At 32.5% G+C, this 26,007-nt stretch carries 21 protein-coding genes and 1 tRNA gene; 8 read left to right on the forward strand and 14 right to left on the reverse strand.

The features are described from left to right. Positions 1-13 precede the first annotated feature (13 nt). From ACEWL1_RS00810 to ACEWL1_RS00820, 3 genes are all read left to right on the forward strand, one after another. Positions 14-2,515 carry a DUF5686 family protein gene (locus ACEWL1_RS00810; RefSeq protein ID WP_409231392.1) on the forward strand — a complete coding sequence of 834 codons (2,502 nt, stop codon included), beginning with the start codon at positions 14-16 and terminating at the stop codon, positions 2,513-2,515. An 85-nt stretch (positions 2,516-2,600) separates the two neighbouring features. Further along, positions 2,601-3,128, forward strand: coding sequence for an inorganic diphosphatase (locus ACEWL1_RS00815; protein ID WP_409231393.1), 528 nt, complete (start codon positions 2,601-2,603; stop codon positions 3,126-3,128). Between the two features lie 117 nt (positions 3,129-3,245). Further along, positions 3,246-5,765, forward strand: coding sequence for a sodium-translocating pyrophosphatase (locus tag ACEWL1_RS00820; RefSeq protein WP_409231394.1), 2,520 nt, complete (start codon positions 3,246-3,248; stop codon positions 5,763-5,765). 66 nt (positions 5,766-5,831) lie between these two features. Here the strand turns inward: ACEWL1_RS00820 and pckA are convergent, their stop codons facing one another. Together pckA and ACEWL1_RS00830 are read right to left on the reverse strand one after the other, a co-directional pair. Next, positions 5,832-7,424: a phosphoenolpyruvate carboxykinase (ATP) gene (gene pckA / locus ACEWL1_RS00825; RefSeq protein WP_409231395.1), complete on the reverse strand. Its 1,593-nt coding sequence runs from the start codon at positions 7,422-7,424 to the stop codon at positions 5,832-5,834. Positions 7,425-7,526: 102 nt separating this feature from the next. Beyond that, positions 7,527-7,904 carry a DUF423 domain-containing protein gene (locus ACEWL1_RS00830; protein WP_409231396.1) on the reverse strand — a complete coding sequence of 126 codons (378 nt, stop codon included), beginning with the start codon at positions 7,902-7,904 and terminating at the stop codon, positions 7,527-7,529. A 106-nt stretch (positions 7,905-8,010) separates the two neighbouring features. Here ACEWL1_RS00830 and ACEWL1_RS00835 point away from each other — a divergent pair, with 106 nt between their 5' ends. Next, the gene (locus tag ACEWL1_RS00835; protein ID WP_409231397.1) at positions 8,011-9,381 is read left to right on the forward strand and encodes a saccharopine dehydrogenase family protein; all 1,371 of its coding nucleotides are present in this window, start codon (positions 8,011-8,013) and stop codon (positions 9,379-9,381) included. A gap of 101 nt (positions 9,382-9,482) precedes the next feature. Here ACEWL1_RS00835 and ACEWL1_RS00840 read toward each other — a convergent pair whose 3' ends face one another. The 6 genes from ACEWL1_RS00840 to ACEWL1_RS00865 form a co-directional block, all read right to left on the reverse strand. After that, on the reverse strand, positions 9,483-10,205 hold the full coding sequence (locus tag ACEWL1_RS00840; RefSeq protein ID WP_409231398.1) for a tRNA1(Val) (adenine(37)-N6)-methyltransferase: 723 nt from the start codon (positions 10,203-10,205) through the stop codon (positions 9,483-9,485). Positions 10,206-10,289: 84 nt separating this feature from the next. After that, positions 10,290-10,374 (reverse strand) — tRNA-Ser (locus ACEWL1_RS00845). Positions 10,375-10,440: 66 nt separating this feature from the next. Continuing rightward, the gene (rimM, locus tag ACEWL1_RS00850) at positions 10,441-10,968 is read right to left on the reverse strand and encodes a ribosome maturation factor RimM (protein ID WP_409232249.1); all 528 of its coding nucleotides are present in this window, start codon (positions 10,966-10,968) and stop codon (positions 10,441-10,443) included. 22 nt (positions 10,969-10,990) lie between these two features. After that, positions 10,991-11,578, reverse strand: coding sequence for a 30S ribosomal protein S16 (locus ACEWL1_RS00855; protein WP_409231399.1), 588 nt, complete (start codon positions 11,576-11,578; stop codon positions 10,991-10,993). Between the two features lie 177 nt (positions 11,579-11,755). Next, the gene (locus ACEWL1_RS00860; RefSeq protein WP_409231400.1) at positions 11,756-13,294 is read right to left on the reverse strand and encodes a glycerol-3-phosphate dehydrogenase/oxidase; all 1,539 of its coding nucleotides are present in this window, start codon (positions 13,292-13,294) and stop codon (positions 11,756-11,758) included. 13 nt (positions 13,295-13,307) lie between these two features. Next, positions 13,308-14,042 carry a glycerophosphodiester phosphodiesterase family protein gene (locus ACEWL1_RS00865; RefSeq protein ID WP_409231401.1) on the reverse strand — a complete coding sequence of 245 codons (735 nt, stop codon included), beginning with the start codon at positions 14,040-14,042 and terminating at the stop codon, positions 13,308-13,310. A 150-nt stretch (positions 14,043-14,192) separates the two neighbouring features. Between ACEWL1_RS00865 and dnaE the strand changes: the two genes are divergently transcribed. After that, the gene (gene dnaE, locus ACEWL1_RS00870) at positions 14,193-18,572 is read left to right on the forward strand and encodes a DNA polymerase III subunit alpha (RefSeq protein ID WP_409231402.1); all 4,380 of its coding nucleotides are present in this window, start codon (positions 14,193-14,195) and stop codon (positions 18,570-18,572) included. Here the strand turns inward: dnaE and ACEWL1_RS00875 are convergent. Beyond that, on the reverse strand, positions 18,569-18,823 hold the full coding sequence (locus ACEWL1_RS00875) for a hypothetical protein (RefSeq protein WP_409231403.1): 255 nt from the start codon (positions 18,821-18,823) through the stop codon (positions 18,569-18,571). The two genes, dnaE and ACEWL1_RS00875, sit on opposite strands and share 4 nt — an antisense overlap. A gap of 115 nt (positions 18,824-18,938) precedes the next feature. Between ACEWL1_RS00875 and ACEWL1_RS00880 the strand changes: the two genes are divergently transcribed. Both ACEWL1_RS00880 and ACEWL1_RS00885 read left to right on the forward strand, forming a co-directional pair. Continuing rightward, positions 18,939-19,352 carry a hypothetical protein gene (locus ACEWL1_RS00880; protein ID WP_409231404.1) on the forward strand — a complete coding sequence of 138 codons (414 nt, stop codon included), beginning with the start codon at positions 18,939-18,941 and terminating at the stop codon, positions 19,350-19,352. 6 nt (positions 19,353-19,358) lie between these two features. Further along, positions 19,359-19,763 carry a hypothetical protein gene (locus ACEWL1_RS00885; protein ID WP_409231405.1) on the forward strand — a complete coding sequence of 135 codons (405 nt, stop codon included), beginning with the start codon at positions 19,359-19,361 and terminating at the stop codon, positions 19,761-19,763. Here ACEWL1_RS00885 and gldA read toward each other — a convergent pair. Both gldA and ACEWL1_RS00895 read right to left on the reverse strand, forming a co-directional pair. Further along, a complete protein-coding gene (gldA, locus tag ACEWL1_RS00890; protein WP_409231406.1) occupies positions 19,760-20,653 on the reverse strand; it encodes a gliding motility-associated ABC transporter ATP-binding subunit GldA in 894 nt (297 codons plus the stop codon). The two genes, ACEWL1_RS00885 and gldA, sit on opposite strands and share 4 nt — an antisense overlap. A 61-nt stretch (positions 20,654-20,714) precedes the next feature. After that, a complete protein-coding gene (locus ACEWL1_RS00895; RefSeq protein ID WP_409231407.1) occupies positions 20,715-22,934 on the reverse strand; it encodes a reprolysin-like metallopeptidase in 2,220 nt (739 codons plus the stop codon). An 84-nt stretch (positions 22,935-23,018) separates the two neighbouring features. On the opposite strand from ACEWL1_RS00895, the gene lipB reads away from it, so the two are divergent. Continuing rightward, the gene (gene lipB, locus ACEWL1_RS00900; protein WP_409231408.1) at positions 23,019-23,717 is read left to right on the forward strand and encodes a lipoyl(octanoyl) transferase LipB; all 699 of its coding nucleotides are present in this window, start codon (positions 23,019-23,021) and stop codon (positions 23,715-23,717) included. A gap of 3 nt (positions 23,718-23,720) precedes the next feature. Here the strand turns inward: lipB and ACEWL1_RS00905 are convergent, their stop codons facing one another. The 3 genes from ACEWL1_RS00905 to ACEWL1_RS00915 form a co-directional block, all read right to left on the reverse strand. After that, positions 23,721-24,212, reverse strand: a complete 492-nt coding sequence (locus ACEWL1_RS00905) for a hypothetical protein (RefSeq protein WP_409231409.1) — start codon at positions 24,210-24,212, stop codon at positions 23,721-23,723. 32 nt (positions 24,213-24,244) lie between these two features. Then, positions 24,245-25,294, reverse strand: coding sequence for a nucleoid-associated protein (locus tag ACEWL1_RS00910; protein WP_409231410.1), 1,050 nt, complete (start codon positions 25,292-25,294; stop codon positions 24,245-24,247). A 75-nt stretch (positions 25,295-25,369) separates the two neighbouring features. Next, positions 25,370-25,969 carry a ribonuclease HII gene (locus ACEWL1_RS00915; protein WP_409232250.1) on the reverse strand — a complete coding sequence of 200 codons (600 nt, stop codon included), beginning with the start codon at positions 25,967-25,969 and terminating at the stop codon, positions 25,370-25,372. Positions 25,970-26,007: the final 38 nt, after the last annotated feature.

Here is a 26,007-nt window from a genome sequence, read left to right on the forward strand (position 1 = left end):
ATTTTTTTTTGCCATGAAAAAATTTGTCCCAATTTTATTCCTATTTGTGTGTATTGTTAGTAATGCACAACTGAAAATTTCTGGGCAAATAGTAGATGTTAATAATGAACCTTTACCTTATGTAAATGTTTATTTTAAAAACACTACAAACGGTGTTGTTACAGATTTTGATGGTAGATTTCAATTAACCTCACCAAAAAAACGCGGCAGCTTAGAAATTTCTTCTGTAGGTTTTGAAACACTCTCTTTAAAATACAATTCAAAAAAAACATATTTTAAAATTATCTTAAAAGAAACAAGTAATGTTTTAGATGAAATTGTAATTGTTTCTAAACCAAAAAAACGCCTTAAAAAGAAAGAAAATCCCGCTTACCGAATTTTAAAAGAAGTGTGGAGTCGTAAAAAGAAAAATGGACTAAAGCTTGTAAAAGCATATCAATACAAAAAAACACAAACTACAGAAGTAGGTTTAAATAATTTAGATTCGCTTTTTTTAAAAAATATTTTTAAAAAAGAATACAAAGAGGTTTTAAAAGAATTGCCCCCAAATGATGATGGCATCAATTACTACATTCCTCTCTTTTTAAGTGAAACCGTTACAAGTATTTACGGAAATAATTCTTTAAACATCGAAAGGGAAGATATTGAAGCAGAGAAAAACGATGGTGTTAATAAAGATGGCTTTGTTTTCGAAAGAATGTCTAACACATTTAATGATATTGATATTCATAAAAACAATATTGAAATACTAAAAAAATCATTTGTAAGTCCTATTTCTACAACTGGTTTTGAAACCTACGACTACGTTTTACACGATAGTATTACTGTAAACAATAAAAAAACGTATGCAATTTATTTTTTCCCAAGAAGAGATGGAGACTTAGCCTTTGAAGGTTTTTTGTGGGTGGCTGATAAAAACTTTTCTATCACAAAAATTAAAATGAAAATTCATAAAGACATCAATCTAAATTTTGTTAGAAGATTGTCTTTCGAAAAAGAATTTACCATAAAAGATGATAGTATTTATCTGCCAAAAAAAGATATTTATACTGGAGATTTTACACTTACAGATAAAAATGACAACAATAAGGGGCTAACTATTAAGAAAACTAGTTCCTATTCTGATTACGTTTTTGATAAAAAATTATCCGATAATTTTTACTCAGAAAAAATTATTCGTTACAAACCAAAACAGTTTGATAAAAATGAAATTTACTGGGATAGCGTTCATAAATCAACAGATAAAAAAAGTACTTATCAACTTATAAATTCGGTAAAAAACAAGAAAAAAATAAAGCAGATAAGCGGAGTTTTAAACACACTGTCTACAGGATATTTTTCACTCGGATCAACCTTACAATTTGGACAATATTGGAACACCATTGTGAAAAACAGTGTAGAAGGTTTAAAAATAAAATTAGGGTATAGAACTTTTACAACAACTGATGACCGCTTTAGAGTAAGTGGTTTTGTTGGTTATGGAACAAAAGACAAAAGATATAAATTTGGTACAGAAGTAAAATATTTAGTCAACTACAAACCTAGAATAGCAGTTGGAGCTTCTTACTTGAAAGACATTGAACAACTAGGAGGAAAATTACTTAGCACAAACGGATTAAATGCAAATGTTTTTGATCCAAATGCCTTGTTTTCTAGAGGAGATAATTATTTTCTATCAGATGTAAATAGAACAGCATTAAAATTTGATATTGAAATTAAGAAAAACCTTCATTTCGGAATTTCTGCAGCTCATAATGTTATAAAAAGTGCTTCTCCAACATATTTCTCAGTAGATTATTTAGATGATAATAACAACATTCAGTCTGAAGTGACCGATGTAAGCACAGATGTTTATATCGCTTATACTCCAGGGAGATTTGAATACGGATTTGGCGTAGAACAAAAAATGGGAAGAAATCTTTTTCCTTCTTTGGTTGTAAATTATCATAGAGGCTACAAAGGCTTTTTAAATGGTGATTTTAATTATGATAAAATTCAATTTAAATACAGCCAACCAATACTTTTAGGCAAAATAGGAATGCTAATTGCAACGGTTGATGGCGGAAAAACTTTCGGAAAAGTTCCAATTACATTATTAAGTCCCATTCCTGCAAATCAAACGTATTGGTTAACAAAAAACACTTTTTCGTTAATGAATTACTATGATTTTGTAACAGATACTTATATTTCTGGACATTTCGAACATCATTTTAATGGATTTGTTTTAAATAGAATGCCATTAATAAAGCATTTAAAACTTCGTAGTTTACTTACTTTTAAAACAGTTTACGGAACCATTTCTGATGAAAATATTGCCATCAACAAATCAAATATTACCTATGCTGCACCAACAGATAAACTTTATTACGAATATGGTGTTGGGCTAGAAAACATTGGCTATAAAGACATCCGCCCGTTAAGAGTAGATTTTATTTGGCGAGGAAAACATACAAGTGTAAACGGATTACCTTCTCCGAGTTTTGCAGTTCGTATTGGTATAAAAGCTGGGTTTTAATAAAAAATAAGCATTATTTTATAGTTTAAAAACCTTAAAATATTACTACTTTTGTCGTCCGAAAAAAACATAGAAATACCTAGACATGACTGCAAAAGAAAAAAAAACATTTGATGTATTAATAGAAATCCCAAAAGGAAGTAGAAACAAATACGAATACGATTTTGATTTACATAAAATCCGCTTCGACAGAATGTTATTTTCTTCAATGATGTATCCTGCAGATTATGGATTTATTCCAGAAACGCTTGCTTTAGATGGCGATCCACTAGATGTATTAGTTCTAGGTTCAGAACCAACATTTCCAATGTGTGTAATGGAAGTAAAACCTATTGGCGTTTTTCACATGGCAGATGAAAAAGGACCCGATGAAAAAATTATTTGTGTTCCTGTTTCTGATCCAATCTGGAATGAGCTAAGTGATTTGTCTGATATGAATCCACACCAAGTAAAAGAAATTACACATTTTTTTCAAGTTTACAAAGATTTAGAAAAAAAGAAAGTAGATGTTGGTGGTTGGGGCAATGCTTCTGAAGCTTATGATATTGTTGATAAATGCATCGACAGATACGAAAAAAGTGAACACAAAAAGACTGGGAATTTTACTATTTAAGTGTCCCTATGTTACTTTAAAATTAAAAAGCCTTACAATCTAATTTGTAAGGCTTTTTCTTTCTCATTGATTTTGTTATATTTACGACCATTAAAAACTAATCTAAACAAAATAAATATGGGATCAATGATGATTTACATGCCAATAGTATTGGCAGCATTAGGATTAATTTACATGTTAATCAAAAAATCTTGGGTAATGAAGCAAGATGCAGGTGACGGAAAAATGAAGGAAATTTCTGATCACATTTATGAAGGAGCGCTCGCTTTTTTAAATGCTGAATATAGACTTTTAGCAATTTTTGTAATAATCGTAAGTATTTTATTAGCCGCAGTATCCTTTATAGTACCAACTACACACTGGCTAATTGTAGTTGCATTTATTTTCGGAGCAGTGTTTTCGGCTTATGCTGGAAATATTGGAATGAAAATCGCTACAAAAACAAATGTAAGAACTACACAAGCAGCAAGAACTAGTTTGCCAAATGCATTAAAAATCTCTTTTGGAGGTGGAACTGTAATGGGATTAGGTGTTGCTGGTTTAGCTGTATTAGGACTAACAGCGTTCTTTATAATTTTCTTTCACTTTTTTATGGGAGGCGAATGGACTAATACAATGGACATGACTATCGTTTTAGAAACTTTAGCTGGATTCTCATTAGGAGCTGAATCTATTGCATTGTTTGCAAGAGTTGGTGGAGGAATCTATACAAAAGCTGCTGATGTTGGTGCAGATTTAGTTGGTAAAGTAGAAGCTGGGATTCCTGAAGATGATCCAAGAAACCCTGCTACAATTGCTGATAATGTTGGAGACAATGTTGGAGATGTTGCTGGAATGGGAGCAGATTTATTTGGATCGTATGTAGCAACAGTTTTAGCTGCAATGGTTCTTGGTAATTATGTAATTAAAGATATGGGTGGTTCTATTTCTGATGCATTCGGAGGAATTGGACCAATTCTATTGCCAATGGCAATTGCTGGTGCAGGAATTATTATTTCTATCATAGGAACGATGTTGGTGAAAATAAAAAGTAACGATGCTAAAGAAGCTCAAGTTATGGGAGCTTTAAACATTGGAAACTGGACATCAATTATTTTAGTTGCTGTGTCATGTTTTGGTTTAGTGACTTGGATGTTGCCAGAAACAATGAAAATGAATTTCTTTGGTGAAGGTTTACAAGAAATTTCATCAATGCGTGTATTCTATGCAACCTTAGTAGGTTTAGTTGTAGGAGCTGTTATTTCTTCTGTTACAGAATATTACACAGGATTAGGTAAAAAACCAATTTTAAATATTGTACAACAATCTAGTACTGGTGCAGGAACAAATATCATTGCTGGTTTAGCTACTGGGATGATTTCTACATTCCCTTCAGTTTTATTATTTGCGGGTGCAATTTGGGCATCCTATGCTTTTGCAGGGTTTTACGGAGTAGCTTTAGCTGCTTCTGCAATGATGGCAACAACTGCGATGCAATTAGCAATTGATGCATTTGGACCAATTTCTGATAACGCAGGTGGAATCGCTGAAATGAGTGAGCAAGAGCCAATCGTTAGAGAACGTACAGATATTTTAGATTCAGTTGGTAACACAACTGCTGCAACCGGAAAAGGTTTTGCAATCGCTTCTGCTGCTTTAACATCATTAGCATTATTTGCTGCGTATGTTACGTTTACTGGAATAGACGGAATTAACATTTTTAAAGCTCCGGTTTTAGCAATGTTATTTGTTGGTGGAATGGTTCCTGTAGTATTTTCTGCTTTGGCAATGAATGCTGTTGGTAAAGCTGCCATGGAAATGGTAGAAGAAGTTCGTCGTCAGTTTAGAGATATTCCTGGAATTATGGAAGGAACTGGGAAACCAGAGTACGATAAATGTGTGGCTATTTCTACTGAAGCATCATTAAGAGAAATGATGTTACCAGGATTATTAACTATCGGATTTCCGTTAATCATTGCTTTTGTTCCAATGCTATTTGGAATGGATAATTTAGCCATTGCTGAAATGCTAGGTGGTTATATGGCTGGAGTTACCGTATCGGGTGTACTTTGGGCAATCTTCCAAAATAATGCAGGTGGAGCTTGGGATAACGCAAAGAAATCTTTTGAAGCCGGAGTTGAAATTAACGGAGAAATGACCTACAAAGGTTCTGAAGCGCATAAAGCTGCAGTAACTGGAGATACAGTTGGAGATCCTTTTAAGGATACTTCTGGACCATCAATGAATATTTTAATTAAATTAACTTGTTTAATTGGATTGGTAATTGCTCCGATTTTAGGAGGACATACTTCTGACACTAAACAGTCAGATGTAAATGTTAAAGTTTGGATTGATAAAGATGGGACAAAACACGAAATTAAAAATAATGCAACTTTAATTGCTGATAATGATGCAAATCACAACACAAAAGAAATAAATGTAGAAATGAAAAAAGGTGAAGGTAATTTGGTTACTGCAACTGTTTCTATAATTACTACTGTTGATGGAAAAAAGGTTAAGACTACTCAAGATATTAAAGGTACAGAAGCTGAAGTAAAAACTAAAATTGATGAACTATATGGAGAGAAATCTGAATCTCATACAAAAATGAAAAAAATCATAAAGAAAGAAGTTCATGAAGAAAAACATGACAATTAATTCTTGAATTCAACTCATAAAAAAAGCATCTCAATTGAGATGCTTTTTTATGCTTTATGGTTTGGTCTACATTAGTGGTCCACCAGCCATAATTTCTTCATTTGCATAGTCTTCAAACTGTGCAAAGTTTTTTCTAAATGAATTTGCAAGCTCTAACGCTTTATTATCATAAGAAGCTTTATCTGCCCAAGTATCTTTTGGATTTAAAACTTCATTTGGCACATCCTCACAATTTGTTGGCATTGAAAGTCCAAAGATTGGGTGCTGTATAAATTCAACATTATCAAGTCTTCCCTCTAAAGCTTCTGTAATCATTGCACGAGTGTACTTTAATTTCATTCTGCTTCCTGTTCCGTAAGAACCGCCTGTCCAACCTGTGTTAATCAACCAAACATTTACGTTTGATTCTTTCATTTTATTACTAAGCATTTCTGCATAACGTGTTGGGTGTAACGGCATAAATGGCGCTCCAAAACACGCTGAAAAACTTGGTGTTGGTTCATCTATTCCTGCTTCAGTTCCAGCAACTTTTGCCGTATAACCAGAAATAAAATGATAGGCCGCTTGGCCTGGTGTTAATTTTGAGATTGGAGGTAACACCCCAAATGCATCAGCAGTTAAGAAAAATATATTTTTTGGGTTTTTCCCAATTGATCCTGGCTGAATATTATCAATATGATAAATTGGATAACTAACCCTTGTATTTTGCGTGATAGAAGTATCTTCAAAATCTACTTCTCCATTTTTTTTAAGAATTACATTTTCTAAAATTGCTCCTTTCTTTATCGCATGAAAAATGTCTGGTTCTTTTTCTTCAGTTAAATCAATTACTTTAGCGTAACAACCACCTTCAAAATTAAAAACTGTGTTTTCATTTGTCCATCCGTGTTCGTCATCTCCAATTAATCTTCTGTCTGGATCTGCAGACAATGTTGTTTTTCCTGTTCCAGACAATCCAAAGAAAATTGCAGTATCTCCTTTTTTACCAACATTCGCTGAACAATGCATTGGTAATGTATTTTTATCAACAGGTAAAATAAAGTTTAATGCAGAGAAAATTCCTTTTTTAATTTCTCCTGTATAACCTGTTCCTCCAATTAATGCAATTTTTTTAGAAAAGTTTAAAATTGCAAAGTTATGCTGTCTTGTTCCATCAATTGCTGGATCCGCCATAAAACCTGGCGCATTAATCACAGTCCATTCTGGAGAAAAAGTCTTTAGTTCTTCTGTAGTTGGCCTCAAAAACATATTGTGGGCAAACATATTGCTCCAAGGATATTCATTTACAACTCTAATATTAAGTTTGTATTTTTCATCAGCACAAGCGTAACTGTCTCTAACAAAAATTTCCTTCCCAGATAAATAATCTGTTACTCTTTTATATAATTTATCGAATTTATCTGTTTCAAAAGGGATATTGATATTTCCCCACCAAACTTCATCTTTTGTAATATCGTCTTTTACTATAAAGCGATCTTTAGGTGATCTCCCTGTAAATTCTCCTGTGTTAACAGCTAAAGCTCCAGAAGAAACTTCTACTCCTTGTTCTTTTTCAATAGTTGATGCATGTAATTCATCAGAAGTTAAATTGTAATGAGTTGTTGCATTTTTAATTCCTAAACTATCTAGTGAAATTGATTTTGAATCAAGATTTACCATGTTTAATTTTTAAGTTATATATTTAGTTGTGTTAAATAATAAGGAACAAAAATACAGATTATTTTTACAAAGATTTAGCCTTTTCAAATTTTTATCAACTTTTTATTGTTCATTACTTTTAAAAAAACTAATAGCCATCTGCAACCAACCTAACATTAAAAACACACCTCCTAAAGGTGTAATAAACCAACTATCTTTAGCAGAAACCCCAAGTAAATGGATTGCATAAATAGATCCTGAAAAGAACAAAATCCCAACAAAAAACAACCAACTTATTCGATTTTTTTGCTTTGCAGTAAATCCTTGATACGTGTTTACAAATAGCAACACAATTATATGATACATTTGATAACGAACTGCAGTTTCAAAACTACTCATCCCATCTGCTGTTAATATTTCTGACAATGCATGCGCCCCAAAAGCTCCTAAAATTATTGTTATAATTCCTAAAATAGAAGTAATTGTTAAATTTTTATTCATTTTTTTGATTTTTGTTTTATTTCAAACTTTTCTAAATGAATTGTGTATTTTAGCTAAACATTATTTACACGATTCGCAACCGTAAAACTAGTTATAAAATAATAAAATGAGAAACCTGTTAATTATTGGAGCTGGTAAATCTAGTTCTTCACTTATAAAATATTTACTAGACATCTCTTCAGATGAAAATTTACACATCACAATTGGAGATATTTCCATAGAAGACATCAATAATCGAATTGAAAAGCATAAAAACCTAACTGTCATTCAGCTTGATGTTTTTAATAAAGTGCATAGAGAAGCCGAAATAAAAAAGGCAGATATTATTATTTCGATGCTGCCTGCAAGATTCCATTTAGAAGTTGCAAAAGATTGTATTCAATTTCAAAAAAACATGGTAACTGCTTCTTACATTTCTGATGAAATGAAAGCACTAGATGCTGAAGTTAAAAAAAACGGTTTGGTTTTTATGAATGAAATCGGTGTCGATCCTGGTATCGATCACATGAGTGCAATGCAAGTCATTGATAAAATTCACGCTAAAGGCGGAAAAATGTTATTATTCGAATCTTTTACTGGCGGATTGGTTGCCCCAGAAAGTGATACTAATTTATGGAATTATAAATTTACTTGGAACCCAAGAAACGTTGTAACAGCTGGACAAGGAGGCGCTGCGATGTTTATCCAGGAAGGAACTTACAAATACATTCCGTATCATAAATTATTTAGAAGGACTGAGTTTTTACAAATAAATGGAAGTGGAAAATTTGAAGCATACGCCAACAGAGATTCATTAAAATACAGATCTATTTACGGTTTAGAAGACATTCCTACAATGTACAGAGGAACCATTAGAAAGGTTGGTTTTTCTAGAGCCTGGAATATTTTCATTCAATTAGGAATGACAGATGACACCTATACAATTGAAAACTCAGAACACATGAGTTATCGTGATTTTGTGAATTTATTTTTAGCATATAGCCCAACAGACTCAGTAGAATTAAAACTGCGCTCCTATTTAAAAATTGACCAAGATGATGTGATGTGGGAAAAATTAATTGAGCTAAATATATTTAGTCCAACAAAAATAATTGGCTTAAAAAATGCAACTCCAGCTCAAATTTTACAAAAAATATTAATGGATAAATGGACGCTTTCTGAGGATGACAAAGACATGATTGTGATGCACCATAAATTTGGTTACGAATTAAATGGTAAAAAGCAACAAATAGAAAGCAGCATGGTTGCTATTGGAGAGAATCAAACCTACACAGCAATGGCAAAAACGGTTGGTTTACCTGTTGCAATTGCTGCTTTAAAAATTTTAAACGGAGACATTAAAACGCCTGGTGTTTTAAGACCAATTTCTAAAGAAGTCTATGAGCCAATTTTAAAAGAATTAGAAAGCTTTGGTATTTCATTTACCGAAAAAGAAGTTCCTTATTTGGGTTACAATCCAGAAAATGTAATTGGATAAGTTGTTGTCATTGCGAGGAACGAAGCAATCTCTTTTAAATTATTACTAATTACGATGAGATTGGAACGTCATTCTTCCTCGCAATGACAGTCAAAAAATCATTACATTTTTAAATAAAAATCTTTGGTCAGATTGCTATACGCTTCGGTGTATTGATGTCTTCCTTTTTCAATAATTAAAACTTCTTCTTGAGTTTCTTTTTTACCAAAAGAAAAACACATCAAACTTCTTTTAATTTTTGAAGCATCTGTTCCTTTTACACGACAAATTCTAATTGGAAATAAGTTGTTTTGACCTGCAATTTTAATAAAATTTTCTTCTTCTTTAAACGGGATTATCACAGAAAACTCGCCTGATTCTGAAAGTGTTTTTGAAACACCCAACAATAAATTTTCAAAAGTAAGCGATGATGTAAATCGTGCTTTATTTCTAGCTTTATTTTCGGTTTCAAAAGCATCCATATAAAATGGCGGATTAGAAATAATCAAATCGTATTTTTCTTCTTGGTCTTCCATTTCATTCATAAATTCTTCAAAAGACGAATGGTAACAAAACAACCTGTCTGACCAATCGCTTCGTTCAAAATTCTCTACACATTGCTCATATCCATTCTCATCAATTTCAACCGCATCAATTGTAGTTGCATCAGAGCGTTGTGCCAACATTAGCGCGACAATTCCTGTTCCTGCGCCAATATCTAAAATTGTATTTGGGTGTTTATCTAGAGAACACCAGGCGCCGAGTAAGACTGCATCTGTTCCAACTTTCATCGCTGTTTTATCTTGATGAATAGCAAACTCTTTAAATTGAAATGGTTGACTCAATATTTCTAATCTTAAATCAAAAATTCCGCGAAAATTAACGCAGAACTTTTAAAAATTTATACTTTTAAACTTAGTACTCTCTTGCAGAGAGGAAGGGATTCGAACCCTCGATACGTTGCCGTATACACACTTTCCAGGCGTGCGCCTTCGACCACTCGGCCACCTCTCTTTATTCTGATCTTGTTTCAGAATCTGTATAATAATGAACTTAAATTTATAAGTTCCTAAACTAAATTTAGGATAAATACAATTCAATCAATCCTTTTGGAGTTTCTACTTCAATAATGTTATTTTCTCTATCCACTTTTTTTATAAAATCATCAATCATCGGAATAAAAACTTCCTTATCTCCATTTTTGATTTCAAACAAAGGTTGTGCAGTTTTATCGTTTATTCCTTCAATGGTACCAACCAATCCGTAATGTATATCAACTGCTTTAAAGCCAATTATTTCATGAAAATAAAATTTATTTCCAGATAATTTTGGCAGTAAATCTAGCGGCAAATACACATCGGCTTTTAAAATACCATCCGCTTCTTCTTCGGTGTACACATCTTCAAACTGAACACGTAGTTGATTTCCTTTTTGAAGTAAACTTTTTTCAATAAAAAAAGGAATCAAATTATTGCCTAAATCGACAAAAATTGATTCCATTTCTTGATACAGTTCAGGTTCGTCGGTATCTAACTTGATAACCACTTCTCCTTTGAAACTGTGTTTTCTAACGATTTTGCCTAAATAAAAACAATCTTCTTTACGCATCATAAATCGTTAATGTTTTGAATTACTCTGCAGATTTCTCTTCAGTAGTTTCTTCTGTAGCAGCTTCTTCAACAACCTCTTCAGTTGTAGCTTCTGCAGCAACTTTTTCTGCTTCTAATGCAGCCTCAGCAGCTTCTTTTTCTGCAACAATTGCAGCTTCAGCTTCTTTAGCAGCATTTACACGAGCTTCGTTTACAGCTTTTTCTGCTGCTAATGCAGTAGCTTTTGCTTCTTCTTGCTCTTTTGTTAATCCTTCTTTTTTAGCAGTAATTCTAGTTGCTTTTTCTTCTAACCAAGCAGCAAACTTTGCTTCTGCTTGTTCTTCAGTTAAAGCTCCTTTACGAACTCCACCAGCTAAATGATTTTTTAACATTGCACCTTTGTAAGATAAAATTGCTCTCGCAGTATCTGTAGGTTGCGCTCCGTTTTGTAACCATTTTACAGCACCATCAACATCTAAATCAATAATTGCCGGATTTACATTAGGATTGTAAGTTCCTAATTTTTCTAAGAATTTACCATCTCTTTTTGCACGAGCATCAGCTGCTACGATAGAATAAAATGGTTTTCCTTTTTTACCGTGTCTTTGTAATCTAATTTTTACTGGCATTTTTGTTAATTTTTTAAGGTTCTCGACCTTGATTATTAAAATTCTTATTATCTCGTAATAAGCGGGTGCAAATATACAAAAATATTTTTCAAACTAAAGTTAGAAAACCAATTAAAAATCAAGGATTTAAAATCAATAGAACCTCTGCTTTGAATTGTTGATAAAACTAGATAAAATCTACGGAAGGTATGTACTCGCTACTTTTTGATAAGATATAAGTTGTGCTTGAATCCAAACTTCATTTTCACCCAATTCTTTTGCCATAATTTCTGCAACAACAGGTGCTACATCAAGACTCGTTTTTGCATCAAGAAATAAGAGGCGTGTTCTTCTTGCTAAAAAATCTTCAATTGTTTTGGCCTTTTCATTTCGAACTGCAAAAACAATTTGTGCTTTTATAATTGAATACTCTTTATGTAATTTTTCTTTTAATTCAGGATTCTCAGCACTTATTTTATTTATTTTTAAAGCATCAGACCCATAAATACTCAACGCTTTAAAAATTTTAGAATTTTCATGAAAACCATTCAACTGTAATTTATGCGTTTCTGACTTTACTCTCGGCAAACCCGCAAAAGTAGAAGCTTTATTTACAACATCTTTTGCCATTTTTCGATAGGTTGTCCATTTTCCTCCTAAAATACTAACCAATCCGTTTTCGCTAATCTCTATTTGATGTTCTCTAGAAATTTCAGAAGAACTTTCAGAAGCATCATTTTTTACCAAAGGTCGTAAACCAGAAAAAATACTTTTAATATCTTTTCTAGTTGGATCTTTAGTAAGGTATTTAGCCGTGTGATTCAACAAAAAACTAATTTCTTCTTCTGTAGAAACAGGATCAAGATTGTATTCTTGAACTTCAACATCTGTCGTTCCAATTAACAATTTATCGTGCCAAGGAACAGCAAATAAAACACGTCCGTCTTTGGTATGAGGAATCATAATTGCAGTTTCTCCTTTTAAGAAACTCTTATCCAACACAATATGAGTACCTCTACTACCCGTCATTCTGTTGTTTACACCTGAAAGATCTTTTTTTCGAACGGCATCTGCAAAAACTCCCGTTGCATTGACCACTACTTTTGCCTTAATTTCAAAGGTCGATTTTGTCTGCACATCTTTAATAATTCCGCCACTAATTTTAGCATTCTTTTTGGTCAGCGAAATTAATTCTGTGTAATTCAATAAAGTAGCACCTTGATTTTCTGCCGTTAATAACATACTCATAAGAAGACGTGTGTCGTCAAATTGTCCATCATGATACAAAATGCCTCCTTGTAATCCTTCTTGTTCTATCGTAGGTAAATAAGAAATGGTTTCTTCTTTGGATAAAAACTCAGATTTCCCAAACCCTTCTTTACCAGCAAGCAGGTCGTACAACTTAAGTCCGATTCCATAAAATGGACTTTCCCACCAATCGTATGTCGGAACTACAAAATTTAAATCGTGTACAATATGAGGTGCGTTCTTTTTTAAAATCGCGCGTTCTTTCAACGATTCTAAAACTAAAGAAATATTTCCTTGTTGCAAATAGCGAACGCCTCCATGAATTAATTTGGTGCTTTTACTTGAGGTTCCTTTTCCGAAATCACTTTGCTCAACAAGCAATGTTTTATAACCTCTAGAAGCTGCATCAATTGCGACTCCAACTCCTGTTGCTCCGCCACCAATGATTAAAACATCCCAATGCGTTTCTTCTAATTCTTTATTATTCATGAATTTTGCACTTTTAAAGTTGATCTAAAATCCATTTTGGCCTGTCCGTTGTAATGGCATCAACACCTAATTTTAAAAAATATTTTGCTAAGTCCACTGAATTAGTTGACCAAATATACAAAAGCAAGTTTGCTGATTTCACAGTACTTACAAAGTTTTTATCAGCAATTTTACCTGCCCAAACATCGATGCCGTCTAAATTAGCTTGTTTCGTTTTTTTTAGAATTGATTCAATTCCAATATACTCTTTTTTGGTCTCATTTGTATAATCTAAATCCAATAACCAAAGGGATTTGTAGTTTGGAAAACTTTTTTTAACTTCAGAAATAACACCATAATCAAAACAAATAAACTCTAAAAAAACATCAGAATAGGTTGCTATTTCTCGTTTTAAAATCGGAATAATTTCTTTTCCGCATTTTATTTCGATAATCAAAGTGCTTTCTTTCGGAATCGTTTTAAGAACTTCTTTTAAAGTTGGTATTTTATCAACACCGGTTTCTACACCAACTTCTAAACCCTTCAATTCTACTAAAGTTTGATCTTTAACCAAAGTATCTTTTCCTGTGAGTCGTTTGGTATTTTCATCATGAATAACAACAATTTGATGGTCTTTTGACAGATGTACATCAATTTCTACTTTTTTAACACCCAAGTTCCAAGCTAGTTGAATAGCAGAAAGTGTGTTTTCTGGAGCGTTAAAAGAAGCGCCTCGATGCGCAATAATTTGCGAAGTAAAATCTTTCATCTTTTTGTGTTTCGTAAAGATATAGAATATAGTCGTTTTAACACTTAATTTGATTCTATAATTGTTAACAACTATTACCGTTTCTTCACTTAAAAAAATATCAAAAAAAAGTATCTTTAAAGTCTCTAAAAATACAATTTAAAATCATTTATGTACTTAATTTTTGATACCGAAACAACGGGCTTACCCAAAAGCTGGAATGCACCAATTACCGACACAGATAATTGGCCAAGATGTATTCAAATTGCTTGGCAGTTGCATGACGAACTCGGGAATTTAATAGAACATAATGATTTTTTAATTCAGCCAAACGGATTTAACATTCCGTATGACGCTGAAAGAATTCACGGAATTTCTACGGAGCTAGCTCAAGAACAAGGGATTTCTTTAGCAGAAAGTTTGCAGTTATTTAATGAAGCATTGCAAAAAACCAAGTTTATTGTTGGTCAAAATGTTGGTTTTGACATCAATATTATGGGATGTGAATTCCATCGTTTAGGTATTGAAAATAACTTAACCAAATTACCACTTTTAGATACCTGTACTGAGAAAACAGCATTGATGTGTCAACTTCCTGGCGGAAGATATGGCAAGTTTAAACTACCAACCTTAACAGAGTTACACAAACATTTATTTGGGCAAGATTTTGCTGAAGCACACAACGCAACAGCCGATGTTGAGGCTACAACACGTTGTTTTTTAGAATTGATTCGTTTACGAGAATTTACCAAAGAAGAATTAGATGTTGATGAAAGTTATTTTCAAAAATTCTCTGAAGCAAACCCTAAACCAATTCAAGTAATTGGCTTAAAACACATCAACCTAAAAAAAGAAAGTGGAAAAATAAGAAAACGTGCAGAAGCAAAAAAAGATGCCGATACCACAGCAGTTTCTACTAAAAATATTGCAGCTTTAGAGGATGTGCAATTTGCACATTTACACAATCACACTCAGTTTTCTGTTCTACAATCTACCATGCAAATCAGCAATATTGTAAAGACTGCTGCAAAAGACAACATGTCTGCGATTGCCCTAACTGACACCGGAAATATGATGGCCGCTTTTCATTTTGTTAGCGCTGTTTTAAATCATAATAAAGCTGCAAAAGCAAAAAATAAAGAATTAGAAGCTGAAGGAGAAACACCTACCGAAACAATTTTAAAACCCATAGTGGGTTGCGAATTTAATATTTGTGAAAATCATTTAGACAAAAGCAAAAAAGACAACGGCTATCAAGTTGTTCTGCTGGCAAAAAACAAAAAAGGTTATCACAACTTAGCAAAAATGTCGTCCATTGCATTTGTAGATGGTTTCTATTATGTACCAAGAATTGATAAAGCAATTGTAGAAAAATACAAAGAAGATATTATAGTACTTACTGGGAATTTATACGGAGAAGTTCCAAGTAAAATATTAAACATAGGAGAAAAACAAGCTGAAGAAGCGTTGCTTTGGTGGAAAGCTGTTTTTAAAGATGATTTCTATATCGAGTTAATGCGTCATGGACAAGAAGATGAAAAGATTGTCAATGAAACCTTATTAAAATTCTCTAGAAAACACCATATAAAAATCGTTGCCTCCAACAATACTTTTTATTTAGAAAAAGCAGATGCCAATGCGCACGATATCTTATTGTGTGTAAAAGACGGAGAAAAACAAGCAACGCCAAAAGGTCGTGGAAGAGGTTATCGTTACGGCTTGCCAAACGATGAATACTTTTTCAAATCTTCAAATGAAATGAAGCAATTATTTGCTGATTTACCAGAAGCAATTTCTAACATTCAAGAAGTTGTTGATAAAGTAGAGCCTTATACGTTAGCAAGAGATGTTTTATTACCTGCTTTTGATATTCCAAAAGAGTTTCAAGATGAAAAAGACGCAGAAGATGGCGGAAAAAGAGGAGAAAATAATTACTTACGTCATTTAACCTACGAAGGTGCAAAAAAACGATACGGAGAAATAACAGAAACTATTGGAGAACGCTTAGATTTTGAATTGTCTGTAATTGAAAAAACAGGATATCCTGGTTATTTTTTAATTGTAGAAGATTTTATTAGAGAAGCCAGAAATATGGATGTTGCCGTTGGTCCTGGTCGTGGTTCTGCTGCAGGATCTGTTGTTGCGTATTGCTTGTGGATTACCAATTTAGACCCAATTAAATACGATTTACTTTTTGAGCGTTTCTTAAATCCAGAACGTGTTTCGATGCCAGATATCGATATCGATTTTGATGATGAAGGACGTGGAAAAGTAATGGATTATGTAATTAATAAATACGGCGCCAACCAAGTTGCCCAAATTATTACCATCGGAACGATGGCTGCAAAATCATCTATTAGAGATACTGCAAGGGTGTTGGATTTACCACTTTTTGAAGCCGACAGAATTGCAAAGTTAATACCCGGCATGAAACTGAGTAAAATCTTTTCTTTGGACGAAAAACAGCTCAAAGAAAAACTGCGTTCAGAAGAAATTGAATTGGTAAACGAACTTAAAAAATTATCTGAAGGAAATGATTTAAGTGCAGAAACCATCAACAAGGCACGTGTTTTAGAAGGCTCTGTTCGCAATACCGGAATTCACGCTTGTGGTGTCATTATTACGCCATCAGACATTACAAACTTTGTTCCTGTTACGCTTGCCAAAGATTCTGACATGTATGTTACACAATTCGACAACTCAGTTGTGGAAAGTGCAGGATTGTTAAAAATGGATTTCTTAGGATTAAAAACGTTAACCCTAATTAAACATACTGTAAAAATTGTAAAAGCGAAACACGGAGTTGAATTAGATCCAGAAAACTTTCCGTTGGATGATGAAAAAACGTATGAATTGTTTCAACGTGGAGAAACGGTTGGAATTTTCCAATACGAATCGCCCGGAATGCAAAAACACATGCGCGCTTTAAAACCAACTGTTTTTGCCGATTTAATTGCAATGAATGCATTGTATAGACCTGGACCAATGGAATATATTCCGTCTTTTATCAACAGAAAACACGGAACAGAAGATATTGAGTATGATTTGCCAGCAATGGAAGAATACTTGGCAGAAACTTACGGAATTACAGTCTACCAAGAGCAAGTAATGTTGCTATCGCAAAAGTTAGCAAATTTCACCAAAGGTGAAGCCGATGTTTTGCGTAAAGCAATGGGAAAAAAACAAGCTTCTGTACTTGCTAAAATGAAACCAAAGTTTATTGAGCAAGCGAGTAAAAATGGGCATGACGCAGAAAAATTAGAGAAAATTTGGAAAGATTGGGAGGCATTTGCAAGTTATGCTTTTAACAAATCTCACTCCACTTGCTATGCTTGGATTGCTTATCAAACTGCTTACTTAAAAGCACATTATCCGGCTGAATATATGGCCTCAGTGTTGTCTAATAACATGAACGACATTAAATCGGTTTCCTTTTTTATGGAAGAATGTAAGCGTTCTGGATTAACGGTTTTAGGTCCAGATATTAACGAATCGTATTCTAAGTTTTCTGTAAACAAAGAAGGAAATATTCGCTTTGGAATGGCGGCAATTAAAGGTGTTGGGAGCTCGGCTGTAAAAGCGATTATTGATGAACGTAAAAAAAATGGTTCTTTCGAATCTATTTTTGATGTTGCAAAACGTGTTGATTTGCGTGTTGCCAATAAGAAAGCTTTTGACGGATTAATTTTAGCGGGCGGATTTGACTCTTTTAAAGACACGCATAGAGCACAGTATTTTGCTCAAGACGAAAAAGGACAAACTTTTATTGAGAAGGCTTTACGATATGGAAACAAATATCAAGAAGGAGAAAATTCTTCACAAGTTTCTTTGTTTGGCGAAGCTTCAGATATTCAATTACCTGAACCTATTATTCCAGAATGTGAAACTTGGAGCACAATGGAAACACTTGGGAAAGAAAAAGAAGTAGTCGGGATTTATATTTCTGCACATCCTTTAGATGATTTTAAAAATGAATTATCTTTTTGCAACGCCAATTTATCTCATTTCAAAGGCGATCTTACGAAGTATGTGGGCATGAATTTGTCTTTTGCAGGAATTATTACCGATGTTCAACATCGAGTTTCTAAAGCTGGAAAAGGTTGGGCAACTTTCTTCATAGAAGATTATTACAACAATAATGAGTTTCGAATTTTTGGTGAAGAATATTTAAAATTTAGACATTTCTTAGTTCCTAATTCTTTCTTATTTGTAAAAACAGTTATTAAAGCAGGTTGGGCAAATAAAAACACCGGAATTGTTGGTGAACCAAGATTGCAGTTTACAGAATTCAAATTATTGCACGACACGATGGATGAAATGTGTAAAAAAATCACCATTCAAATTCCTGTTGAAGAAGTAACAGAAAACAGAATTAACAACTTACAACAATTATTAGCAACGAATCCTGGCAAACAAAGTTTGTATTTTACAATTTGGGATAAAAAAGAAAAAATAGAACTGAATTTACCAAGCAGAACTCCTAAAATAAAAATTACAAATGAATTGTTGACTAAGCTAGAAAAAGAGCAAGTTACTTTTAAGTTAAATTAACTATTCAATCCTGCTAACAAGGCAACTCCTCCAAACATAAATAAAAACAACATTGCAATAATAAAGTAAATTACCATTAAGAGTAATGTTCCTTTTGCCCAGTTTTTCTTGTTGATTCTTGTATTAGAATCAAATGCCCAAATCAACACTAAAATGAATCCGACAATTGGCAATGAAGCTAAAAAAATAGTCAATGCCCATTCTTTATAAGACATTGTCGTTGCACTTTGTTGTTCTGATAAATTTTCCATTGGAATATTTTTTTATAATTTATCTCAAATATACATTTTTATCCACTCACTTTCAATTATTTACAAAAATTGCTTTTAATATATTTAGTATATTTATCACGATAAAAAATTAAACATGAACTCTACATTAAAAAATATACTTGCGATTGTTGCAGGTTTAGTTATTGGAAGTATTGTAAATATGGGAATCATCATGATGAGTAGCTCTATAATTGCGCCTCCAAACGGAGCAGATGTTACAACTATGGAAGGATTAAAAGAATCGTTGCATTTGTTTGAACCAAAACATTTTTTGTTTCCGTTTTTAGCACACGCATTTGGCACTTTAGTTGCAGCAATAGTTGCTTATAAAATTGCGGCAACCAAGAAAAAAACAATGGCTTTAATTGTTGGATGTATCTTTTTAATATTCGGAACTATAAATGTATTTGTATTACCTGCACCAATGTGGTTTAATGCTGTAGATCTTATCTTTGCTTATATACCTATGGCTTTGTTGGCTTCCAAAATTTCAAATTCAAATGCATAATTTCAAATGAAAAAATGTTTATCTTACATCCTTGCATGCTGTTTTTACTCAACAATTTTTGCTCAACAAAACACAAAAATCTCAACGATTGATTTTGTGCAAATTCTAAACAACAACAAAAAAGAGGTTGTTTATTATTACGAAAACAATTGGAAGGTTTTACGCAAAATGGCAATTAAAAAAAATCAAATAGATTCTTATCAGTTACTAGAAACTACTCCAACAAAAAAAGCACCTTTTAGCTTTATGCTAATTACAACATATAAAAACAAGGCTCAGTTTGATGCTCGAGAAAAACACTTTGATGAATTGATAAAAGAAAAAGGAAAACTTGAACTATTAAACAATAAAAAGCCAGATGAATTTAGAAAAACTCTTTTTGGAAAAGATGTATATCACAAAGAAAACTAACTTGTACTTTCTCTAAAAAGTGCTTCTAAATTTTGATTTTGCGTATTCAATCCTAAAATTTTGAGTCCGTTTTCTTGTGCAAAATCAAAAACCACAGAACGCATGTCTTTATCAGAATCAAAAGTTAAAAACCAGGTAGTATCGTAATTGTTTTTATAGGAAACTAAGTTGGGTAATTTTTTGATAAATTGTTCTTCGAGTTTAAAATCAAAGGTAACTTCTATGACTTGTTGTTGATTAGAACGAACGTCCTTCAACAATTTATCAACAACAATTTCTCCTTTTTTAATGATGATAACACGATCGCAAACCGCTTCTACTTCTTGCATAATATGCGTAGAAAATAATACGGTTTTGTCTTTACCGATTTCTTTGATTAACGCTCTAATTGCAACCAACTGATTTGGGTCTAAACCTGTTGTTGGTTCGTCTAAAATTAACACATCGGGATTGTGCAATAGTGCAGCAGCCAAACCAACTCTTTGTTGATATCCTTTAGATAATTGACCTATTTTTTTATGAACTTCTGGAGTTAAACCAACTTTTTCAATTATTTCTGCAACATTTTTTTTTGCTACTTTATAAATTGATGCTTGAAATTGTAAATATTCTTTCACATACATTTCTGTATATAACGGATTGTTTTCTGGTAAATAACCAATGTTTTTTTGCGCTTCAATCGGATTTTCTAACACATTTATTCCGTTGACTAGAACAACACCTTCTGAAGGGTTGATATAACCCGTTATGATTTTCATCATCGTAGATTTTCCAGCTCCATTTGGACCTAAAAACCCAACAATAGAACCTTTTTTTACAGAAAAACTGATAGAGTTTACTGCTTTTTGAGTATCATATATTTTGGTTACTGATGCAACTTCTATAGACATAAATTAGAATACATTTTTATAAGTGAACGATACATGTTTATTTAAGTTGTTGAAAAAACAATTAATCAATAATAATTTTTTTGGAAATACGATTTTGCCCATTTTGAATTTTCAAAATGTACAAACCTTTTGCAACCGATTGGTAATTTAAAGTTTTGGTAAATGTTGCTCCAGGCTCATTATATTCTGTTCCTTTAATTTTTCTTCCTCTAATATCAAACAATTCAACGAATACTTTATCTGAAGATTGCAAATCAAAACTTACTGTAATGATTCCTTTAGATGGATTTGGGTACAAATTGAAATTTGTAAACAACTCGTCGTTTACCGAAGCTACTTTATCAATAGAAAAATTAGTACTATTTACAGCATAAAAAATATGATTTGCAGCTTCAACTTTTATTCTCGCTTGAGTTGTTGTATGGTTTGGTATTACTACCTCTTCAGTTCCGTCATTTGGTGTGTTTGAAATTAATATTTCAGGAAAGGTCATTCCGCCATCCGTAGAAAGTAAAATATTTACGTTAGTTGCATTTACGGGTGATGCAGTTGTATTTGCCACATCCCAAGTAATGGTTTGTATTGAATTTCCATTTAAAGTAGTTGCTGTGGTTTGAGAAGTTACTATAAAGGGGCCCGAATTTCCATCAACAGTAATTATAACATCATCTCTACTTGTTGCTCCACTATTTAAAACATTGTCTCTAACAGTTAAAGAAAAATTCATTGTTCTTGCTACAGAAGGAACAACTTCCCATTTCCATGAGGTTTTCCCTACCAATACTGTATCTATAACTGGCATAAACCTATTTGGTGATGTTGATGATGGCAATGATCTAAACAGTGGGCCAGATGTACTCGTTGTTACTGGTGGCATTGTTGCAATTGATGTATCCGTTTGCTCCCAGTTGTAAGTCAAACTATTTTCTGTATCAGCATCTGTTGCACTTCCTTTTAATACAAATGGAGTTGATTTCGGAATTGTAAAATCATTTCCTGCATTTGCAACTGGAGCATTGTTATTTGTTGGAGTTTCTACTCCACAAGTTGCTGTTGTCGTTACTATTTCCCACATTTCTGCAATACTAACTGAATGAAAATATGCATCACTATTAGATTGTACATTTGGCGGACAAATTCCTGCATAACCCATTATTGAAGAAGCGCTTCCAGGTTCAACTGCCGTTCCTCCATTTCTATTACTATTACACGAATTATTAAATGTATGATTTGCACCAAATTGATGCCCCATTTCATGAGCAACATAATCAATATCATAGGTATCATTGATGGGTGATGCAGAACCTGTTACTCCTTGGGCTTTTGTTCCAAACTCACAAACCACTCCTAAACCAGCTAAACCACCAGCGCCAGTACTAAACGCGTGGCCAATATCATAAAAAGGAGCACCAATTGCATTATCACAAAGCGCTTGCGTTTGACTAATTAAATTTTCTGCATCATCATCATCTAAATCATCGGTCGTTCCATCTAAAAAAATAATATTTTCATTGTTGCTAACAAGTTTCATGGTAACTCCTAAATCTCTTTCAAAAATTCCGTTTACACGAGTCATAGTTGTATTTATCGCTGCTAAAACTGCGGCTTTCTTTTCTGTATCTGTTGCTGTTGCAGGTATGTTTTGATTGTTTAAATGAAATTGAGAATACTCGCCAGTTGCAACAATTGCAAGTCGATATGTTCGTAATTTTCCATCATTTGCATTTGTTGCTTTCTGAAAACTTCTTTGATGCACTTTCGTCACATTTTCTTCAACCAAACATTCAAAATTAGATTTTACTGTTTTATTTTTATAATAAGCAATGGCTGTTTTTTTATTTTTAGTATAGGGATCAATTAAATACATTGGATAATTACCAGAAGTAATCATGGCATGAAAACCAACGCTAGATTTGCTAAGACGAACCCTTGCAGTTGCATCGTCAATTCCTACACCAACATAAGATTTAATCCCAGGAAATCTTGCTGCTAATTCATCTGAAAAAACTGAAGCTTCTTTTACTAAAAAACGCTGAATACCGTTTGGAGTTGGCAACTCCATAATAGTTTCTTGTGTATTAGAAATCGTTAACTTTTTATCAACGTCATTTATATTAAGAGCAAATAACTCGTATGCTGTTGGCATTGTTTCTCTGTACGCTAGCTCTTCTCCTATAATTCTTGAATTTGCATCTTGCTTCGTCCAAATGTTTTGAGAAAACATAGAGAAAGAGGTAAAAAACAAGAAAAAGAAAGTTAATTTATAGTGTTTCTTCATCATTAAAGTATATCTAAAATCAGTTATCGTTAATTATAAATATTACTAACAAATGTAATTAAATATTTATCTTTGCTGTCTACTATTATGAATAAAAACATACTACTTAAAAACTTAGGCGTTAAAGATTACAAGGAAACTTGGGATTATCAAACCGAATTATTACAAGAAATTGTTGATCAAAAAATTAGCAATAGAAAGAATAATGAAGTTAAAGAAACTAAGAATCATTTTATTTTTGTAGAACATCCGCATGTGTATACTTTAGGTAAAAGTGGTGATTTATCTAACTTATTGTTAAATGAAAAGCAGCTAAAAGAAAAAGGAGCAACTTTTTACAAAATAAATCGTGGCGGAGATATAACTTATCATGGCCCAGGACAAATTGTTGGGTATCCAATTTTAGATTTAGAAAATTTCTTTACAGACATTCATAAATACTTACGTTTCTTAGAAGAAGTTATTATCTTGACATTGGTAGATTACGGATTAAAAGCTGAAAGAAGCGAAGGTGAAACTGGAGTTTGGCTTGACGCAGGAACACCTTTTGCACGTAAAATTTGTGCGATGGGAATTCGTTCTACACGTTGGGTTACCATGCACGGTTTTGCATTGAATGTAAATGTAAACTTGGGTTATTTTGACAATATTATTCCTTGTGGAATTAGAGGAAAAGCTGTTGCTTCTATGGAAACCGAATTGGGTAAAAAAATTCCGATTGAAGAAGTTCAACAGAAAATTTTAAAACATTTTACCGAGTTATTTGAAGTAAAATCTTTTCTATAAATTTTACTTTGTAATGGCAAACGATTTAAAAAACGCTGCTGCAACATCTTTTTTATATTTCTCTTTTTTTGCAAACACCATCACTTGGTATAAATACAATCCTTTAGAAAAAACCTTGTACTCAACCTTTACGTCATTATTCATCATTAGTGAAGCATAAATACCATTGAGATTATTTTCTTTGATCTTTTTTTGCTCAACAACTGTTCCTTTCAGCGCTGTTTTAAAAGTTATAACAGAGGCGTTTAACAAATCTGAAACTTTATTCGGTTTATTTTCCTGTAAACTACTAGAAATAGCAAAAAGCATTTCGTTATGTCTGTATGCTGCTCTATATATAGTGCTGGCTTTATCTTCTTTAACATCTTCTGTAACTTCGCCGAAAGAAATCATAGAAAATTTACCTAATTCTGATGTGTATGTTTGTGCTTTTTCTTGCGCTACTAAATGAAGTCCAAAAAACAGCAAAACACTTGTTAGTAGTATTTTTTTCATGTCTGTCGTAAAAATTGGTTTACGTAAAGATACTATTTTTCTTCGTTAAAATATACTTTGTAATATTTCATTTTCTTCTCTTCGTCATAACCCCGTTCTAAGTATTCTGAAGCAGCATCTGGCGCATCAACATCTAATTTAATTTCGATATTTGTATCTAGTTTTATGATGCTTTTAATCTTGCTTTTTTCTTTCTTTAATACCACATCAGAAACTTCAAAATTATTTCTAATTAACACGTCATTCAAAGTTTCGAAATGCTTTTTATAATCATCAAACATGCCTTTTTGCTTGTCTTCTTCAAACAGTTCTTCTTTAAATGCATGATAATCTACCGATTCATTTTCTTTAAAATAATCTACGGTATTTGCTAAAAACTGACTCTGCTCTTGTTTGCCAAATTCAGGTTTTATCACTTCTTCAGAGAACTCTTTACACAATTCTAAATAACTTTGTGTATGTTGATTTCTATCATCTGCATATTTTACCGACAAGAAATTTTTAATCCAATATTGCGCATCGTATTGATTATTATCTACACTCAAAACAACCGTCCCTTCTGCGTCTGTTGTATTTAAAATTAAACAGCCTTTGTCGATTTTTTTGGTGCTAATTCCTTGCTGAACAGCAACATCAAAACTATTTTCTTCTAAATAGGTTTGAAAATAATCTGTTTTATTTTCAACTTTAAAAATACCAATTGCTTCGGTTAACACATCTTGATATTCTATGCCTTCAATCAACGCGATAATAACATCACCTTTTTTAATTTGAGCTGAATTTGATTGTTCATACAAATGATTGACAATGTTTTTAGAATTTTCTATAAAAGTACTTTCCTCTTTAAAAACGTTTGTTGCGTAATTATTAATTTCGTTTAAACGAATATCTGCATGATGACTAAAACGAAAACTTTGCGACAAGTTTACAAATGGTTTTAGTAAAAAAGGAACCATTAAATTGTAACTATCTTCATCAAATCGGATGATGCTTTCTGAAAAAACATTTTGTCCGCTATTGTATTTATTCGCTACTTTATGAATGATACATTTGGTAATTTCTGCACGTGTTCTTTTTATCATCTTGTAAAATTAGAGTGGCTAAAATAGTTGAAGTTTTTAAAAGTAAGCAAGAATATTCTTGTTGATTATTAACAATTACAACTCCAACTTTAATTGCTCTGGAAGCAAACGAAATGTTTTTCTGTGATACTTCGTAATTCCGAATTCCCGTATGGCATTTCTGTGTTGTTTTGTTGGATACCCTTTGTTTTGTTTCCAATGATACATTGGGAATTCTTGATGAATTTTCTCCATAAATTCGTCTCTATATGTTTTTGCCAAAACTGAAGCTGCTGCAATACTTAAGTATTTTGCATCGCCTTTTACAATGGTTTTGTGCGGAATCTCTTTATAAGGTTTAAATTTATTTCCATCAACAATAATAAACTCTGGTTGCGGATGTAATTGCGCAATAGAACGTTGCATTCCTGTAATTGAAGCTTGTAACACGTTGATTGTATCCACTTCTTTTTCATCCACAAAACAAACACCAAAAGCGATTGCTTTCTGTTCTATAATTGGTTTCAATTCTTTTCGCTGCTTCTCTGATAATTGCTTAGAATCATTTAATAAAAGATGTTCGAAATCTGCTGGCAGAATAACAGCAGCTGCCACAACTGGTCCACACAAACAACCTCTTCCAGCTTCATCTGTTCCTGCTTCTAAAATTTTTCCGCTGTAATTACTTTTTAACATCATTGCAAATTAACAGTTTTACAAGAAATTATTCATCT

This window comes from Polaribacter gochangensis (genome assembly GCF_046224025.1).
GTDB classification, from domain to species: domain Bacteria; phylum Bacteroidota; class Bacteroidia; order Flavobacteriales; family Flavobacteriaceae; genus Polaribacter; species Polaribacter gochangensis.